General features: G+C 62.1%; 20 protein-coding genes. 13 read left to right on the top strand and 7 right to left on the bottom strand.

The features are described 5' to 3' along the window. Positions 1-121 precede the first annotated feature (121 nt). Together Q0799_RS03190 and Q0799_RS03185 are read right to left on the bottom strand one after the other, a co-directional pair. Entirely contained in the window at positions 122-718 is a 597-nt protein-coding gene (locus tag Q0799_RS03190) for a riboflavin synthase (RefSeq protein WP_298394091.1), read from the bottom strand. A 60-nt stretch (positions 719-778) separates the two neighbouring features. Further along, entirely contained in the window at positions 779-2488 is a 1710-nt protein-coding gene (locus Q0799_RS03185; RefSeq protein ID WP_298394088.1) for a tetratricopeptide repeat protein, read from the bottom strand. Between the two features lie 140 nt (positions 2489-2628). Between Q0799_RS03185 and mnmG the strand changes: the two genes are divergently transcribed. The 13 genes from mnmG to Q0799_RS03120 all read left to right on the top strand — a co-directional run bounded on the left by mnmG (position 2629) and on the right by Q0799_RS03120 (position 13718). Continuing rightward, positions 2629-4515, top strand: coding sequence for a tRNA uridine-5-carboxymethylaminomethyl(34) synthesis enzyme MnmG (gene mnmG, locus Q0799_RS03180; RefSeq protein WP_298394085.1), 1887 nt, complete (start codon positions 2629-2631; stop codon positions 4513-4515). Then, positions 4512-5129: a 16S rRNA (guanine(527)-N(7))-methyltransferase RsmG gene (rsmG, locus tag Q0799_RS03175; RefSeq protein ID WP_298394082.1), complete on the top strand. Its 618-nt coding sequence runs from the start codon at positions 4512-4514 to the stop codon at positions 5127-5129. The genes mnmG and rsmG overlap by 4 nt, the downstream gene beginning before the upstream one ends. Then, the gene (locus Q0799_RS03170) at positions 5126-5887 is read left to right on the top strand and encodes a ParA family protein (protein ID WP_298394078.1); all 762 of its coding nucleotides are present in this window, start codon (positions 5126-5128) and stop codon (positions 5885-5887) included. Before rsmG ends, Q0799_RS03170 begins: the two co-directional genes overlap by 4 nt. Beyond that, complete coding sequence (locus tag Q0799_RS03165; RefSeq protein WP_298394075.1) at positions 5884-6735, top strand: ParB/RepB/Spo0J family partition protein; 852 nt, start codon at positions 5884-5886, stop codon at positions 6733-6735. The genes Q0799_RS03170 and Q0799_RS03165 overlap by 4 nt, the downstream gene beginning before the upstream one ends. A gap of 105 nt (positions 6736-6840) precedes the next feature. Then, positions 6841-7191 carry an ATP synthase subunit I gene (locus Q0799_RS03160; RefSeq protein ID WP_298394072.1) on the top strand — a complete coding sequence of 117 codons (351 nt, stop codon included), beginning with the start codon at positions 6841-6843 and terminating at the stop codon, positions 7189-7191. 2 nt (positions 7192-7193) lie between these two features. Next, positions 7194-8021, top strand: a complete 828-nt coding sequence (gene atpB, locus Q0799_RS03155) for a F0F1 ATP synthase subunit A (protein WP_298394070.1) — start codon at positions 7194-7196, stop codon at positions 8019-8021. 78 nt (positions 8022-8099) lie between these two features. Beyond that, positions 8100-8348 (top strand): F0F1 ATP synthase subunit C, encoded by a 249-nt coding sequence (gene atpE, locus Q0799_RS03150; protein ID WP_028993802.1) that lies wholly within the window; start codon positions 8100-8102, stop codon positions 8346-8348. Between the two features lie 41 nt (positions 8349-8389). Then, positions 8390-8860, top strand: a complete 471-nt coding sequence (locus tag Q0799_RS03145) for a F0F1 ATP synthase subunit B (RefSeq protein ID WP_028993803.1) — start codon at positions 8390-8392, stop codon at positions 8858-8860. A gap of 5 nt (positions 8861-8865) precedes the next feature. Next, positions 8866-9399, top strand: coding sequence for a F0F1 ATP synthase subunit delta (locus Q0799_RS03140; RefSeq protein ID WP_298394066.1), 534 nt, complete (start codon positions 8866-8868; stop codon positions 9397-9399). Positions 9400-9408: 9 nt separating this feature from the next. Next, positions 9409-10947 (top strand): F0F1 ATP synthase subunit alpha, encoded by a 1539-nt coding sequence (gene atpA / locus Q0799_RS03135; protein WP_298394064.1) that lies wholly within the window; start codon positions 9409-9411, stop codon positions 10945-10947. A gap of 15 nt (positions 10948-10962) precedes the next feature. After that, positions 10963-11826 carry a F0F1 ATP synthase subunit gamma gene (gene atpG / locus Q0799_RS03130; RefSeq protein ID WP_298394062.1) on the top strand — a complete coding sequence of 288 codons (864 nt, stop codon included), beginning with the start codon at positions 10963-10965 and terminating at the stop codon, positions 11824-11826. Positions 11827-11863: 37 nt separating this feature from the next. Beyond that, on the top strand, positions 11864-13267 hold the full coding sequence (atpD, locus tag Q0799_RS03125; RefSeq protein ID WP_298394060.1) for a F0F1 ATP synthase subunit beta: 1404 nt from the start codon (positions 11864-11866) through the stop codon (positions 13265-13267). Between the two features lie 25 nt (positions 13268-13292). Continuing rightward, positions 13293-13718 carry a F0F1 ATP synthase subunit epsilon gene (locus Q0799_RS03120; protein ID WP_298394058.1) on the top strand — a complete coding sequence of 142 codons (426 nt, stop codon included), beginning with the start codon at positions 13293-13295 and terminating at the stop codon, positions 13716-13718. Between the two features lie 68 nt (positions 13719-13786). Here the strand turns inward: Q0799_RS03120 and Q0799_RS03115 are convergent, their stop codons facing one another. The 5 genes from Q0799_RS03115 to Q0799_RS03095 are packed head-to-tail and all read right to left on the bottom strand — an operon-like array spanning position 13787 to position 17627. Continuing rightward, positions 13787-14362 carry a hypothetical protein gene (locus Q0799_RS03115; RefSeq protein WP_298394056.1) on the bottom strand — a complete coding sequence of 192 codons (576 nt, stop codon included), beginning with the start codon at positions 14360-14362 and terminating at the stop codon, positions 13787-13789. A gap of 13 nt (positions 14363-14375) precedes the next feature. Beyond that, positions 14376-15113, bottom strand: a complete 738-nt coding sequence (gene ubiE, locus Q0799_RS03110) for a bifunctional demethylmenaquinone methyltransferase/2-methoxy-6-polyprenyl-1,4-benzoquinol methylase UbiE (protein WP_366940764.1) — start codon at positions 15111-15113, stop codon at positions 14376-14378. Positions 15114-15118: 5 nt separating this feature from the next. Next, on the bottom strand, positions 15119-15535 hold the full coding sequence (locus Q0799_RS03105) for a DUF971 domain-containing protein (protein WP_298394996.1): 417 nt from the start codon (positions 15533-15535) through the stop codon (positions 15119-15121). Between the two features lie 56 nt (positions 15536-15591). After that, positions 15592-17199 carry a hypothetical protein gene (locus tag Q0799_RS03100; RefSeq protein WP_298394054.1) on the bottom strand — a complete coding sequence of 536 codons (1608 nt, stop codon included), beginning with the start codon at positions 17197-17199 and terminating at the stop codon, positions 15592-15594. Beyond that, positions 17196-17627: an HIT family protein gene (locus Q0799_RS03095; protein ID WP_298394052.1), complete on the bottom strand. Its 432-nt coding sequence runs from the start codon at positions 17625-17627 to the stop codon at positions 17196-17198. Before Q0799_RS03095 ends, Q0799_RS03100 begins: the two co-directional genes overlap by 4 nt. Positions 17628-17670 lie beyond the last annotated feature (43 nt).

Below are 17670 nucleotides of genomic sequence, written 5' to 3'. Positions count from 1 at the left end.
GGTGGAGGTGAGGGGAATCGAACCCCTGTCCAGAACGCCTCCAGATTGCTGGAATTACAACCATGGAAACCATTATGGGGGCAGGGGAGCGGTTTTTCAACCGCCGTTCGTCGGCTGGCGCTCAGGCCTCGCGCTCGGCAGCCAGCAGACGTTCGCAGTAGCGGGCGATCAGGTCGACTTCGAGGTTGACCTTGCTGCCCGGCTGCAGGCGGTTCAGGGTGGTGTTTTCCAGCGTGTGCGGGATCAGGTTGATGGTGAAGTCGGTGCCCTTGACCTCGTTGGTCGTCAGGCTGGTGCCATCAACCACGATCGAACCCTTGCGCGCGATGAACTTGGCGATTTCCTTCGGTGCCCGGATTTCGAGCAGGCGATTGTCGCCGACCGGGTCGAAACGCAAGACTTCGCCGACGCCGTCGACATGGCCGGAAACCAGGTGGCCGCCGATCACGTCGTTGAGGCGCAGCGCCTTTTCCAGATTGACCGGGCCCGGGGCATCGAGGCCGACGGTGCAGGACAGCGTCTCGGGCGACACGTCGACCTGGAAAGCACTGCCTTCCTTGCCGACCACGGTCAGACAGACGCCGTTGTGGGCAATCGAGTCGCCGAGGGCGACATCGTCGATGTTGAGCCGGCCGGCTTCGACCGTCAGGCGGTAACCGACTTCGCGCGGCGTGAGTTTGGTGATGCGGCCAACCGCCGCGACAATTCCAGAGAACATGGCAGGATCCGGGGTGGGGAAAATGGCGACTTTATCACGCCAGCCAGGCCAATTCCCTGCCTAGAGTGTGGTTTCGATACCGTATTTTTTTGCCACGGTGACGTAGAGCTGGCGTGCCGAGACCACCTTCGGACTTTTGCGGTCCTTGCGCTGCGCCCGCTGCAGGTAGTCGAAAGCCCGTTCGGCGAGCGTGGGACTCCAGCCCTTCTGGTCCATCAGGGTATAGATGGCCTTGGCCGCGTTGACCAGGAACTGCAGGTTGGGCACCTGATCGGCGGCCTGCATCAGGAGGTGTACCGAACCTTCGAAATCGCCGGCGCGCGCCGCCATGACGCCCTTGTTGTTGAGCTCGACGATCTCGCGACCGACCTGTTCGAGCAGCGCCTTGCCGGCATCCGGACGTCCGGTCTTGGCGAAGACATCGGTGATGTGACCGATCAGGTGAGTGTCTTCGTGGTTTTCGGCGGCGACCTGGCGCATGATTTTTTCCGCGTCCGCCGGCTTGCCGGTCGCATAGCAGGCGTGCGCCAGATCGATGGCCAGGCGCTGCGAAACGCCGCGGCCCTTGCTGTAGCTTTCGGCTTCGACCTCGCCCTGCAGCGACAAGGCGTGATCGACCAGTTGCTTGGCCTTCTCCGGGGCCCCTTCGGCTTCCAGGCAGAGGCTCTCGCTGACCAGCGCGGCCAGTTCGGCCTGCTTGTCGCCGCGCAATTCGCGCTTCATCTCGGCCGTCACCTTGCGCGACGCCTCGACATCGCCACGTTCGACCAGAACCCGCGACAGGTTGGCGAAATCGTCCACGGTGCGCAAACTGGAACCCTTGCTGCGGGCGATGACCTTGCTATAGGCCTTCTCCGCGGCCAGCAAGTCCTTGTTGCGGGCGGCAATGTCGCCGACCAGCCGTTGCCGCAAGGTATTGTGCGGCGACACATCGGCGGCGCGCTGCAACACGGCCTGGGCTTCCTTCAACTTGCCCTGGGCTTCGTGTACCGAGGCCAGGAAGTCGTAGGCCGAAAGAAAATCCGGCGCTTCCTGCAAGACCTGCTCGGCCAGCTGCTCGGCTTCGTCAAGCGCGTTGCGGTCGCGCAGCGCGGTCGCCAGCCCCATCTTTGCCCAGGGCGCGATCCGTCCTTCGAGCACGCGCCGGTAAACGGCTTCGGCCTCGGTGGTCTGGCCCAGTTGATGCAGCAACTCCCCCTTGAACCGCAAGGCATCGAACTGATACATCGGCTGCTGCTGGATGACCCGGTCGCAGGCGGCGATGGCCTCGTGCAGTTCGCCGCGTTCGATCTGCTCGTAAATCTTGCGCAATACATGTTTCTTGTAGATCGACCGCACCAGCCGCGCCTGCAACTGCTCGGAGGTAAACGGCTTGATCAGGTAGTCGTCCGGCGACAGTTCGGCCAGCGCCACCACGTTGGTGTAGCTGCGTTCGCTGGAAATGATCATGTACACCGTCGCCAGCGGAATCAGGTGGGCGTGACGCAGTTCCTCGAGCAACTGCTGGCCGTCGCGGCCGTCGTCGAGCACGAAATCGGACAGGATGATGTCGAAACGGTTGCCCTTGACCTGGCGGATGACCTCTGCCGAACTGCCGGCGCCGTGCACCGCGGTGACGCCGAGCGCACCGAGCATCAGCCGCAACGAATCGCGCGCCGGCGAGTGCCGGTCGACGATCAGTACGCGCTTTTTGGTCAGCGACTGCTGCAGGACGAGGAGCATCTCCTCATCGTCAAGCGCGCCAAGGCTGTTGCCTGCTGGTGTGTTCATTTCGGCAAATTACTTGAGTTCATCATGCAGGGCAAGACGCGCCCAGCACCTTCCGCCTGTTGCCAGGCTAAGCCTGTGATTTTTCAGCAAGCTGACGTAAAATCGCCGGTCCCATACTGCGCCGCAACATTCCCATTCCGATGCTCTACCCCACCCGTTTCGATGTCATCGTTGTCGGCGGCGGCCATGCCGGCACCGAAGCTGCGCTCGCCGCAGCCCGGTCGGGTGCGAACACGCTGTTGCTGACGCACAACCTCGACACACTCGGGGCGATGAGCTGCAACCCGTCGATCGGCGGCATCGGCAAGGGCCATCTGGTGCGCGAAGTCGATGCACTGGGCGGCGCGATGGCGGCAGCCACCGACGAAGCCGGCATCCAGTTCCGCATCCTCAACGCCTCGAAGGGCCCGGCCGTCCGCGCCACCCGCGCCCAGGCCGACCGCGTGCTGTACAAGCAGGCAATCCGCACACGCCTGGAGAACCAGCCGAACCTGACCATCTTCGCGCAGGCCTGCGACGACCTCATCGTCGAGGGCGACAAGGTGTGCGGCGCCGTCACCCAACTGGGCATCCGCTTCCTGGCCGAGGCCGTCGTGCTCACCGCCGGCACCTTCCTCAACGGCAAGATCCACGTCGGCCTGGAAAACTACACCGGCGGACGCATGGGCGATCCGCCGTCGGTGTCGCTGGCCGCGCGGCTGAAGGAACTGAACCTGCCGCAAGGCCGCCTGAAGACCGGCACGCCGCCGCGCCTGGACGGCAAGACCATCGACTTCTCGGTGATGGAAGAACAGCACTCGGACGATCCGCTGCCGGTGTTTTCCTTCCTCGGCAACGCGGCGCAGCACCCGCGCCAATTGCCGTGCTGGATCACCGAGACCAACGAGAAAACGCACGACATCATCCGCAGCGGACTGGACCGCTCGCCGATGTACACCGGCGTCATCGAGGGCGTCGGCCCGCGCTACTGCCCGTCGATCGAGGACAAGATCCACCGCTTCGCCGACAAGACCCAGCACAACGTCTTCCTCGAACCGGAAGGCCTGACCACGCACGAGATCTACCCGAACGGCGTGTCCACCAGCCTGCCCTTCGACATCCAGTTGGCACTGGTGCGCTCGATCCGCGGCATGGAGAACGTGCATATCCTGCGCCCCGGCTACGCCATCGAATACGATTTCTACGACCCGCGCGGCCTCAAGGACACACTGGAGACCAAGGCCATCAACGGCCTGTTCTTCGCCGGCCAGATCAACGGCACCACCGGCTACGAGGAAGCGGCGGCGCAAGGCCTGCTCGCCGGCATCAACGCGGTGAATTACGTCAAGGGCCGCGACGGCTGGCGCCCGAAACGCAACGAGGCCTATCTCGGCGTGCTGGTCGACGACCTGATCACGCGCGGCGTCTCCGACCCCTACCGGATGTTCACCAGCCGAGCCGAATACCGGCTGAGCCTGCGCGAGGACAACGCCGACCTGCGCCTGACCGAACAGGGCCGGACGCTCGGCCTGGTCGACGACATCCGCTGGGACGCTTTCTGCCGCAAACGTGACGCCATTGCCGCCGAACAGGAGCGCTTGAAGGCGACCTGGGTCAATCCCAAGATCGTTCCGGCCGACGACAGCGTCCGCGTGCTCGGCAAGGCCATCGAGCATGAATACAACCTGTTCGACCTGCTGCGCCGTCCGGAAGTCACTTACGCCAGCCTGCTGACCCTGCCCGGCGCTGGCGAAGGACAGAGCGACCCGCAGGTCGTCGAGCAACTCGAGATTTCCGCCAAGTATCAGGGCTACATCGACCGCCAGGCCGAGGAAGTGGCCAAATCGGCCAGCTACGAGAACACGCCGCTGCCGGCCGATCTCGACTACTCGACGGTGGCCGGCCTGTCGAACGAAGTGAAGCAGAAGCTCAAGCTGCACCAGCCGCAGACCATCGGCCAGGCCTCGCGCATCCAGGGCGTGACGCCGGCGGCGATCTCGCTGCTGCTGATCCACCTGAAACGCTTCAAGCTGTCGCAAGCCGCATGAGCACGATCAGCCTCGCCAGCGGCCTAGCCGAACTCGGCCTCGACCTGCCCGACACCACCCAGCAGCAACTGCTCGCCTTCCGCGACCTGCTGCTCAAGTGGAACAAGACCTACAACCTGACCGCGCTGCGCGATCCGGACCAGGCCATCTCGCATCATCTGCTCGATTCACTGGCCATCCTGCCGCACGTCGGCGACGGGCCACTGCTCGACGTCGGTTCCGGCGGCGGCCTGCCCGGCATCCCGCTGGCCATCGCCCGGCCGCAACTGTCGGTGCGCATGGTCGACACCGTGCAGAAGAAGGCGACCTTCCTGCAGCAGGCGGCGATCCAGCTCGGGCTGAAGAACGTCGCCGTCAACCACGCGCGGGTCGAGGAATTGACCGGCCAGTACGCGCAGATCAGTTCGCGCGCTTTCGCCGAACTGAAGCTTTTTGTTGAACTGACACGTCATCTGCTGGCACCCGGCGGGTGCTGGCTGGCGATGAAAGGCGTGCGTCCCGACGACGAGATCGCCGCCCTGCCGGCCGACATCGTTGTCGACCGCATCCTGCCCTTGTCCGTGCCCGGACTGGACGCCGAAAGACATCTGATCATCCTGAAAGCGGGCCAATGAAAGTACTCGCCATCACCAACCAGAAGGGCGGCGTCGGCAAGACGACCACCGCCGTCAACCTCGCCGCCTCGCTCGGGGCCGAAGGTCAACGCGTGCTGCTGATCGACATGGATCCGCAGGGCAACGCCACGACCGGCGCCGGCATCACCAAGAAGGAAGCGTTGCCGACCGTCTATCAGTTGCTGATCGGCGCTGCCTCGCTGGTCGAGGTTTGCATCAAGACCGAGTTTGCCTTCGACATCCTGCCGGCCAACCGCGAACTGGCGGGCGCCGAAGTCGAACTGATCGAGCTCGACCAGCGCGAATACCGACTCAAGAACGCGTTGCAGCAGAATCACGACGAGTACGATTTCGTCCTCATCGACTGCCCGCCGGCGCTCAACATGCTGACGGTCAATGCGCTGGTCGCCGCCGATTCGGTCCTGATCCCGATGCAGTGCGAGTACTACGCGCTCGAAGGCCTGTCCGACCTGGTCGAGACGCTGCGCAAGGTGCGTCACCACCTGAATTCGCGGCTCGAGGTCGAAGGCCTGCTGCGGACCATGTACAACGGCCAGAGCACGCTCACCCAGCAGGTCTCGAACGAACTCGAGAGCCACTTCGGCGACAAGGTCTACAAGACCATCGTGCCGCGTAACGTCCGCCTGGCCGAAGCGCCGTCGTACGGCAAGCCGGTCATCGCCTTTGACAAAAATTCGAAGGGTGCGCTGGCCTACAGCGCACTCGCCCAGGAAATTCTCGAAAGGGTCGCCAAATGATCAAGATGAAGGGACTCGGCCGCGGCCTCGACGCGCTGCTCGCCGGCAGCGATGCCAAACCCGAAGACGAACTGCGCAATCTGCCGGTGGACCGCCTCAAGCCCGGCAAATACCAGCCGCGCACGCAGATGGACCCGGCGTCGCTGGCCGAACTGGCCAGCTCGATCAAGGCCCAGGGCGTGATGCAGCCGATCCTGGTGCGCGCCGTCGACAAGACGCCGGGCGCCGAGCGCTACGAGATCGTCGCTGGCGAACGCCGCTGGCGCGCCGCCCAGCAGGCCGGCCTGAGCGAAGTACCGGTGCTGGTGCGCGGCATCCCCGACGAGCAGGCGCTGGCGATGGCGCTGATCGAGAACATCCAGCGCGAGAATCTCAATCCGCTGGAAGAAGCCCAGGGCCTGCAGCGCCTGATCGACGAATTCGGCCTGACCCACCAGCAGGCCGCCGACGCCGTCGGCCGTTCCCGCCCGGCTGCATCCAACCTGCTGCGCTTATTGCAACTCGCCGCACCGGTGCAGGAACTGCTGATGACCGGCAAGCTCGACATGGGCCACGCCCGTGCCCTGCTGCCGCTGCCTGGCGCCCAGCAGGTCGCGGTGGCCCAGCGCATCGTCCAGAAGGGCTTGTCGGTGCGCGAGGCCGAACGTCTCGTCCAGCAGATCGTCAATCCGCCGAAACAGACTGCCGCGCCGCCGGTCGACCGTGACCTGCTGCGTCTGCAGGAAGAAATTTCCGACGCTGTCGGGGCCGCCGTCGCCATCCGCAGCAACAAGAAGGGCGCCGGCAGGATCACCATCGAATTCGGCAACCTCGACCAGCTTGAAGGCATCCTCGGACGGCTTCGTTAAGCGGGTTTGGGGACATGCTGCATTGCGGTAAACCCTTAATTTTCATTGACGGTATTTTTTGAAGTCTTGTATCATTTAGGTCTGTGTGGCACCGCCGGTCAAGGAATGCATGACACCATGTTGAGAGCGATATATCTGCAACTTGGTGCAGCGTTGATAACTGCAATCCTGGCCGGTGCAATCGTGGGTACGCGGGGGCTGGTTTCGGTTGGGTTTGCGGCAGTGGCCGCGATACTTCCCAACCTTTTCTTTGCCGTCCGGCTGACGATGTTGAAAAACCGCCCCGGTGCATCCTACGCGGCGAATTTCTTCATCGGTGAGTTCCTCAAGATTGCGGCCACCATCGGAATTCTGGCAATCGCCATCAAGGGATATCCCGAGATGCACTGGCCGAGCTTGCTGATCGGCCTGGCGATTGTCTTGCATGCTGGTTTTTTAGCCTTTTGGAAGAAATGAACATGGCCGCAGGTAGCGCAGCACCAACATCTGGCGAGTACATCGTCCACCACTTGACCCACCTGAATTCCACCGGTCACGCCCAGAAGTCCGTGATCGACTGGTCCGTGATCAACATCGACACGATGTTCTACTCCATCGTGCTTGGCCTGGTCACCATCTTCGTGCTCTGGCTGGCCGCCCGCAAGGCCACCTCCGGCGTTCCGGGCCGCTTCCAGGCCGCCGTCGAAATCCTGGTCGAAATGGTTTCCGATCAGGCCAAGGGCATCATCCACAGCGCCGAATCCCGCAAGTTCGTCGCACCGCTCGCACTGACGGTCTTCGTCTGGATCTTCTTCATGAACGCGATGGACCTGCTGCCGGTCGATCTGCTGCCGAAGATCGGTGAAATGATGGGCATCCACTACCAGCGCGTGGTCGCCACCGCCGACCTCAACGCAGCCCTCGGCATGTCGCTCGGCGTGCTGCTCGTCTGCCTCTACTACAACATCAAGATCAAGGGTCTCGGCGGCTGGATTCACGAACTCTTCACCGCGCCGTTCGGCAGCCACCCGCTGCTCTACCCGGTCAACTTCGTCATGCAGATGATCGAATTCGTCGCCAAGACCGTTTCCCACGGCATGCGACTGTTCGGCAACATGTACGCCGGCGAACTGGTGTTCATGCTGATCGCCCTGCTCGGCGGCACCGCCACCGTCTTCGGTTTCGTCGGTCACGTCATCGCCGGTTCGATCTGGGCCATCTTCCACATCCTGATCATCACACTGCAAGCCTTCATCTTCATGATGCTGACGCTGGTCTATGTCGGTCAGGCCCACGAAGCACACTAAGAAATACCCAACAGATTTAACGTAGTAACCCTGTTTTAGCTTTACCTTTTCATTACTTAAACTTAGCAAGGAGTTGTCATGGAACACGTTCTCGGTTTTGTTGCTCTGGCTGCCGGCCTGATCATTGGTCTGGGCGCTATCGGTGCCTGTATCGGTATCGGCCTCATGGGCGGCAAATACATTGAAGCATCGGCTCGCCAGCCGGAGCTGATGAACGCCCTGCAGACCAAGATGTTCCTGCTGGCCGGTCTGATCGATGCCGCCTTCCTGATCGGCGTCGGTATCGCCATGATGTTCGCCTTCGCCAACCCGTTCCAACTGGTTTAATTGATCCTCTTCGATCAACCCTTTAGAAGAGGACTAGAACCGTGAATCTGAACGCAACGTTGTTTGCACAGCTCGTTGTGTTCTTCATTCTGGCGTGGTTCACGATGCAATTCGTGTGGCCGCCCATTGTGAAGGCGCTCGACGAGCGTGCGAAGAAGATCGCGGATGGTCTGGCTGCTGCTGAACGCGGCAAGCAAGATCTCGAACTGGCCACCAAGCGTTCCACGGATGCCCTCCGTGAAGGCAAGGAAAAGGCTGCCGAACTGATCGCCAACGCTGAAAAGCGCGGCGCCCAACTGATCGAGGAAGCCAAGGCGAACGCCAAGGCCGAAGCCGACCGCATCGTCGCCGGTGCCAAGGCTGAAATCGAGCAGGAGGCCGTCCGTGCCAAGGAACAGCTGCGCGAACAGGTCGCTGCCCTGGTGGTCACCGGCGCCGAGCAGATTCTGCGCCGCGAGATCAACGCCCAGGCTCATTCCGACATTCTGGCCACGATCAAACAGGATCTGTAAAGCTTATGGCTGAATCCGTCACCATCGCTCGCCCCTACGCCGACGCCGCTTTCAAGCTGGCCAAGGAAAGCGGGGCCCAGGGCATCTGGTCGCAGCGCCTGCAAAGGCTGGCGCTGATCGCCCAGGACGGGGACATGGCTCAGGTCATGGGCAATCCCCGGCTCTCCGCTGAACAGATTGCAGAATTGTTCATTTCGCTGTCTGACGACAACGACCCGATTCTCGCCAATTTCGTTCGTACCCTCGCAGAAAACCGGCGTCTCGCACTCCTGCCGGAGATTTCCCGGCTTTTCGATCTGGCCCGCAGCCAGGAAGAAGGGGTCCAGGAGGCGGTGGTGTACTCCGCATTCCCGATTGACGATGCCCAGGTCGCTGCCTTGATGCAGCAACTGGAACCCCGCTTCGGAACCCGCCTGACCGCCCGCGTCGAAGTCGACGCGAGCCTGATCGGTGGTGTGCGGGTCACCGTCGGTGACCAGATGCTGGATGCTTCAGTCCGCGGCAAACTCGACGCGATGGCCGTGGCACTGAACAACTAGGAGATTTTCATGCAGTTGAATCCTTCCGAAATTTCTGAACTGATCAAGAGCAAGATCCAGAACCTGCAAGGCGCATCGGAAGTGCGTACGCAGGGCACCGTGGTATCCGTCACCGACGGTATCTGCCGCGTGCATGGCTTGCAGGACGTCATGCAAGGTGAAATGCTGGAATTCCCCGGCAACACCATCGGCATGGCACTCAACCTCGAGCGCGACTCCGTCGGCGCCGTTATCCTGGGCGAATACGAGCACATCTCCGAAGGCGACGTCGTCAAGACGACCGGTCGCATTCTGGAAGTGCCGGTCGGTCCGGAACTGCTTGGCCGCGTGGTCAACACCCTCGGTCAGCCGATCGACGGTAAAGGTCCGATCAACGCCAAGGAAACCGACAAGCTGGAAAAGGTCGCCCCGGGCGTCATCTGGCGTAAGTCCGTTTCGCAGCCGGTGCAGACCGGTCTGAAGTGCGTCGACTCGATGGTTCCGGTTGGCCGCGGCCAGCGCGAACTGATCATCGGCGACCGCCAGACGGGCAAAACCGCCGTTGCTGTCGATGCGATCATCAACCAGAAGGGCAAGAACCTGTTCTGCGTTTATGTCGCCGTCGGCCAGAAGGCTTCCACCATCGCCAACGTCGTGCGCAAGCTCGAAGAACACGGCGCCATGGAATACACCATCGTCGTTGCTGCTTCCGCTTCGGAATCGGCCGCACTGCAGTACCTGGCACCGTACGCCGGCTGCACGATGGGCGAGTACTTCCGCGACCGTGGCCAAGACGCACTGATCGTTTATGACGATCTGACCAAGCAGGCCTGGGGCTACCGTCAGGTTTCCCTGCTGCTGCGCCGTCCGCCGGGCCGTGAAGCCTACCCGGGCGACGTCTTCTATCTCCACTCCCGCCTGCTGGAACGCGCTGCCCGCGTGTCCGAAGAATGGGTCGAGAAGTTCACCAACGGCGAAGTCAAGGGCAAGAGCGGTTCGCTGACCGCCCTGCCGGTGATCGAAACCCAGGCCGGTGACGTTTCCGCTTTCGTTCCGACCAACGTGATCTCCATCACCGACGGTCAGATCTTCCTGGAAACCGACCTCTTCAATGCCGGTATCCGTCCCGCGATCAACGCCGGTATCTCGGTGTCCCGCGTCGGTGGCGCTGCCCAGACCAAGCTGATCAAGAAGCTCGGCGGCGGTGTCCGTCTGGCCCTGGCCCAGTACCGCGAACTGGCTGCCTTCGCGCAGTTTGCTTCCGATCTGGACGAAGCGACCCGCAAGCAGCTCGAGCGCGGCCGTCTGGTCACCGAACTGATGAAGCAGCCGCAGTACGCTCCGATGAGCATCTCCGAAATGGCCGTCACGCTGTACGCAGCCGACAAGGGCTACTTCGACGATGTCGAAGTCAAGCGCGCACTCGAATGCGAAAAGGCCATGATCAGCTACCTCAAGGCCAACCACGCCGAAGTCATGAACACCATGGAATCGTCGGCTGACCTGAGCGGCGATACCGAAAAGGCACTGGCTGCCGGCATCCAGGCTTTCAAGAGCACCTGGGCCTGATCTTAGGAGAACGCCATGCCTAGCGGCAAGGAAATTCGCAACAAGATCAAGAGCGTAGAAAACACGCGCAAGATCACCAAGGCCATGGAGATGGTGGCCGCATCCAAAATGCGCAAGGCGCAGGACCGGATGCGGGCTGCCCGCCCCTATGGCGAGAAGATCCGGCGTGTGGCCAGCAACCTGTCGCACGCGCTGACCGAGTACAAGCATCCGTTCCTCGAAAAGCGCGAGCAGAAGGCCATTGGTATCGTCCTCGTCACCTCCGACAAGGGCCTCTGCGGTGGTCTGAACTCCAACGTCCTGCGCCTGGTTCTGGGCAAGATGAAGGAACTCGACAGCCAGAAGATCAGTTTCCAGGCGACCTGTATTGGTAACAAGGGTCTGGGTTTCATGCAGCGCGCCGGTGCGAAGGTTGTCTCGCACGTGGTCGGGCTGGGTGACACCCCGCACCTGGAAAAGCTGATCGGCCCGCTCAAGATCCAGCTCGACGCCTACATGAAGGGCGAAATCGACGCGCTGTACATCGGCTACACCCGCTTCATCAACACGATGAAGCAGGAACCGGTTTTCGAAAAGCTGCTCCCGCTGGCTGACGACGTCGTCAAGACCGATCATCAGCCGGGTTGGGACTATGTCTACGAGCCGGAAGCCCAGCCAGTTATCGACGATCTGTTGATCCGCTATGTCGAAGCTTTGATTTACCAGGCCGTGGCTGAAAACATGGCCTCCGAGCAGTCTGCCCGGATGGTCGCCATGAAGTCTGCTTCCGATAACGCCAAGAACGTCATCGGTGAATTGAAGCTGGTCTATAACAAGGCCCGTCAGGCCGCGATTACCAAGGAACTCTCGGAAATCGTCAGCGGCGCCGCCGCAGTCTGACGCAAGCGCGAAGCTTTTAATTATTGGGGATTTGAATATGAGTCAAGGTTCCATCGTTCAGTGTATCGGCGCAGTTGTGGACATCCACTTCCCGCGCGACGCGATGCCGAAGGTCTACGACGCACTCAAGCTTGACGCCTCCGAAGAAAATGGCATGGTTGAAGCCGGCCTGACCTTCGAAGTGCAGCAGCAGCTGGGTGACGGCGTCGTCCGCACCATCGCCATGGGTTCATCCGACGGCCTGCGCCGCGGCATGAAGGTTAACAACAGCGGCGCCGGCATTTCCGTGCCGGTCGGCATGGGCACGCTGGGTCGCATCATGGACGTCCTCGGCCGTCCGATCGACGAAGCCGGCCCGATCGACAGCACCGAGCTGCGCGAAATCCACCAGGCTGCACCGAAGTTCGACGAACTGTCGTCGTCCGTCGATCTGCTTGAAACCGGCATCAAGGTTATCGACCTGATCTGCCCGTTCGCCAAGGGCGGCAAGGTCGGCCTGTTCGGCGGCGCCGGCGTCGGCAAGACCGTCAACATGATGGAGCTGATCAACAACATCGCCAAGCAACACTCGGGTCTGTCCGTGTTTGCCGGTGTTGGTGAGCGTACCCGCGAAGGTAACGACTTCTATCATGAAATGAAGGACTCCAACGTTCTCGACAAGGTCGCGATGGTGTTCGGTCAGATGAACGAACCCCCGGGCAACCGTCTGCGCGTCGCGCTGACCGGTCTGACCATGGCCGAGCGTTTCCGTGACGACGGTCGTGACATCCTGTTCTTCGTCGACAACATCTACCGCTACACCCTGGCCGGTACCGAAGTGTCCGCACTGCTGGGCCGCATGCCTTCCGCCGTGGGCTACCAGCCGACGCTGGCCGAAGAAATGGGCCGTCTGCAAGAGCGTATCACCTCGACCAAGGTTGGCTCGATCACCTCCATCCAGGCCGTTTACGTGCCTGCCGATGACTTGACCGACCCGTCGCCGGCTACCACCTTCCTGCACTTGGACTCCACGGTCGTGCTGTCGCGTGACATCGCCTCGCTGGGTATCTACCCGGCCGTCGATCCGCTCGACTCCACCTCCCGCCAGCTCGATCCGCAGATCGTTGGCGAAGAGCACTACTCGGTCGCCCGTGCCGTGCAGATGACGCTGCAGCGCTACAAGGAACTGCGCGACATCATCGCGATTCTGGGTATGGACGAACTGTCGCCGGAAGACAAGCTGGCCGTCAGCCGCGCCCGTAAGATCCAGCGCTTCCTGTCGCAGCCGTTCCACGTTGCCGAAGTCTTCACCGGTTCCCCGGGCAAGTTCGTTCCGCTCAAGGAAACCATCAAGGGCTTCAAGGGCATCGTCAGCGGCGAGTACGATCATCTGCCGGAACAGGCCTTCTACATGGTCGGCGGCATCGAAGAGGCTGTCGAAAAGGCGAAGACGCTGCAGTAATGCAGCTTCAGCATAGGAGCCAGTAATGGTTATGACCGTTCATTGTGATGTCGTCAGTGCCGAAGAATCGATTTTCTCCGGCCTGGTGGAAATCGCAGTGTTCCCCGGCGAAGCCGGGGAACTCGGCATCCTGCCGCAACATACCCCGTTGCTGACCCGCATCAAGCCCGGCACCATCCGTCTCAAGGTGCCGGACCAGAGCGAGTTTGAACTGGTGTATGTCTCCGGTGGCATGCTGGAAGTCCAGCCCGACATGATTACCGTGTTGGCGGACACCGCGATTCGCGCCCACGACCTGGACGAAGCCAAGGCCCTCGAGGCCAAGCGTCACGCCGAAGAAGCTCTGGCCAACCGCCAGGCCGAAATGGACTACGCGGCCGCCGAAGCCGAACTGGCCCAGGCAATCGCCCAGCTGCAGGCAATCCAGCGCCTGCGCAAGCATACCCACTGAGAATTTCCTTCCCAGTCAAAAAAGGCAGCCTCGGCTGCCTTTTTCTTTTCCTGCCTGCCTTGCTTTGATCAGCCCCCGAGTCGGGCAATACGCTTTTCCAGGCGGGCCATTTCATCGCGCAAGGCATCGACATCGCGGATGAATTCGCCGGCGGCGGCCGGGGACACGAGCAGGCCGGCTTCCTCGGTCGCATATTCGACCAGATTGCCGGACAGGCGCCCCGCACCGCTACGCATTTCATGGATCAGCCGGCTGCCGGCCAGCGACAGCCGACGGGCCGGAATATCGCCGATGACCGCCGCCAGATCGCCCTCGATATCCCAGCGCAGATTGCGGAAAACGAAAGCCAGGGTCTCGGCAACGTCGGCCGAACCGCTCAGGCGCGCCGACGACATCACGCTTTCCCGCTCAAGCAGCAGTTTGGCCGGAAAGTCTTCGTTCAATTCTATGGTCACGTCGGGGTCGCCGCTCTGCTCGGCCACCTGCAACAACCCCCGGCCGTCGATGCACAACGTCAGGGCCAACGGTCCGGCCTGCAGGCAGACGTGGGCACCGGCATGACGCCGCAGCCGTTCCGTGGCCCAGGGCGAAGCACCCAGCACATGGTTCACGGGTTTGACGATCAAGGCTTCAAGTTGGCTCATCGCTGACCCGAAATTAGAACTTGAAACCCCGATGCAGGGCGACGACGCCCAGCGCCATGTTGAAATATTCGACCTTCTCGAAACCGACGCCTTCCATCATGGACTTCAGGCTTTCCTGATCCGGATGCATGCGGATCGACTCGGAGAGATAGCGATAGCTGTCGGCATCCTTGGTAACCATCTGGCCGATCCGGGGAATCACCTGGAAGGAGTAGAAATCGTAGGCCGGGGCCAGCGGCTCCCAGATACGGGAAAATTCGAGCACCAGCAGGCGGCCGCCGGGACGCAGTACCCGGCGCATTTCCGCCAGCGCCTGATCCTTGTGCGTCATGTTGCGCAGGCCGAAAGCCACGGTGACGCAATCGAACCAGTCGTCGGGGAAGGGCAGCTTCTCGGCGTCGCATTGCGCCACCGGCAGCATGTAACCCTTGTCGGTCAGGCGGTCACGGCCGCGTGCCAGCATCGCGTTGTTGATGTCGGTAAGCCAGACTTGACCGGTTTTACCGACCCGTTTGGCGAAAGCCAGCGACAGGTCGCCGGTACCACCGGCCACGTCAAGGACGCGCGAGCCTTCGCGGACACCGCTGCGCTGGATGGTGAATGCCTTCCAGAGGCGATGCATGCCGCCCGACATCAAGTCGTTCATCAGGTCGTAACGACTGGCGACGGAATCGAAGACGCCACGGACGCGGCGGGCTTTTTCCTGTTCGGCGACCGATTCGTAGCCGAAATGCGTTGTTTCTTTGTTCATGGCGATCAGTGGTGATGGCTGCAGGATGAACCGCCGGATTTCGGCGTGGTGTCGATATCGCGGGAAGCCCCCTGGGCCTCCAGCAGGCGCAGGTATTCCGCCCACAGCTCGTCATGATGGACGGCGAGGTTGTACAGCAGGTCCCAGGTGTACAGGCCACTGTCGTGACCGTCGGAGAAAACCAGTTTCAAGGCATAGGTGCCGGCGGGTTCGATGGCCAGCAAGTCGACGTTGCGCTTGCCGACCTGCAGGGTTTCCTGGCCAGGCCCATGCCCCCGTGCTTCGGCAGACGGGGTGAACACCCGCAGGTATTCGAAATCGAGACGATACGACTGGTCGCCGTAGCCCAGTTCGAGAACTCGGCTAAGCTTGTGCAGACGGATGACATCCGGGATCGGGGTGTCCTTTTCCATGCCGGCCATAATTTCCTCCATGCCAGACCGGCTAGTTTACCCTGAAGCAACCGGGCTGCGGTGCTTCACAACTCGACGATGCTGATCCGTTCGAAATCGGGTTGTCGGTTGAGCACATGATTCATCCGGATACGTCGGTTGCTGCGACCGTCCATTACCTCCAGCTCGCGGCCGGCATGATAAAAACCGGGCGGCAGGACCAGCGAGACGTCCTCGCCGATTGCCGGCATCGGCGGCAGGATGAAGGCCGGCGCGAAGCGCTCGATGGTCGGCCCCCCTCCCTGGTCCAGCGGCCGGAACCCGATACCCCGGGGAATCCCGGGCAGCGTGGCCAGGCCGACGATCAAGCCGCCGGCGGCTTCCTGCATCAACCAGGTGGCGTAAGCCAGCAGGAAACGCTCGCCGTCGTGCGGGCAAACCGCCATCAACTGGCCATGCAGGACGCGCTGCCCGCTTTCGCTACGCCCCAGGCGGAAGCCATTGGCCGAATGATTGATCACCGACCAGCGCTCGACCGGGAAATCCGCCCGTGGCCGTATCTGCAGGGCCTGGCCGGGCTCGGCGCGATCCCTGAAGGTGAACAATTGCTCGAATTCACCCCGGGAATAGGCGATGGCCGAATTCGGCTGTTCGAACGGTTCGCCCGCGATGTGGAAATACATGGCTTCGAATCCGGTGACCACATGGGCAATACCCTCGCTGGCGAAGCGCCGGAAGCGCCTTGCCGAGGTCGATTGCGACCAGGGTTTGACCAGCTGCTCGAGCAATCGCGCGACATGGCTGCTGCTCTCTTCGCCCAGGCCGAGTTGCGACGGGGTGAAGCGCATGCGCAACTGGCCCAGCGCATGATCGATCTGCAGACCCAGCCGGCCGGTGTCGAGGCGGCGCACATCCCGGGCCGAGCCTTCGATGGTGGCACTGGGATGGAGGGGCAGATCCTTCATCAGTTCGACCACATAGGGCGGCAGTTCAAGATCGTTTTCGAGCGCACCGATTCCCACCAACGGCGCCCACATCGCTGCCCAGCGGCGGATCAGGTTGAGATTGCGAACGCTGTTGCTGTACGGACTGGCGACATCGATCAGCAGCAGGGTCACGTAGGCCGCCGCGCAGTGCGTCGCCTGAACACTGTTTTCCAGGGGATCGCTGACCGGCATGAAGGCGATGCCCCATTCCTCCGCGGTCTCGAAGAAACCATGCAGATCGAGCCAAACGCCGGGCGGCAATTCGCGCCGGGCGCGGTAGTGCTCGAGAATCACCATCCCGGTGTAGTAGATGCAGCGGTGCAGGATGGTCGCCATCAAGGCCTGGTAGCCCGGCTCCCCGGTCGCCGGCTCCTCCAGGCTGGCGCACAGCGCGTAAGCCCGGCCCATCTTGCGCCAGGCCTGGACGACCATCTGGAATGCCTGTTCCTCGTCGGGCGTCAGTGGCACCGCCTTGTTGTGGTAGTAGCGGGCCATTTCCTCTTCGACGAAACAAAGCGGGGTCCTGGCCTGCTCCAGTAACTGGAAAAACACGCCGGGATCGGGCGGCGATGCGAGCAGGGCATCGAGGAAATCGGTCAGTTGCCGTTCGGCCACCGCCGGATTGGCCAGCATCAGGCCCGACAGATAATCCATGCCGGTTACCAGATCGACAATCCGCGCCAGTTCGGTTTGTTGCCTGTTGCTCATTCTTGTTCTCCCTGCCCCAGATGATGCACGATGGCAGCCGTCAGCCGTTCATCGCCGGGCCCGCTGCGTTGCCCGACGCCGTCGCGCTGCGCCTTGCCCCAGATCGGCTCGGGGAAGAAACGGTCGTCGCGCCAGCGTGGAATGACATGCCAGTGCATATGGGGAACGACGTTCCCGAAACTGGCCAGATTGATCTTGTCGGGATTCCAGCATTCGCGCAACGCCGCCTCGACGGCGAAGACGACCTGCATCAGCCGGTTGCGGTCGGCCACCGGCAGATCGCTCATCTCGCGGACGTGTTCGTTCCAGATCACCCGACAGAATCCGGGCAGGACCGGATCGTCGACGCGGATCACGCGGCAGGCGTCATCCGCCCATAGGACATGGCCGCCGGGTCCGGCACACAGTTCGCAAGTGCTGTCAGTCACAATGAATCCCTGTTGTTTTGCGTAGCATTGCACCAGCCAATGC

The organism is uncultured Azonexus sp. (assembly GCF_937982035.1).
Classification (GTDB): Bacteria; Pseudomonadota; Gammaproteobacteria; order Burkholderiales; family Rhodocyclaceae; genus Azonexus.
Note: the sequence above shows the minus strand (reverse complement) of the source record. Positions and strands in the feature narration are given on the sequence as shown.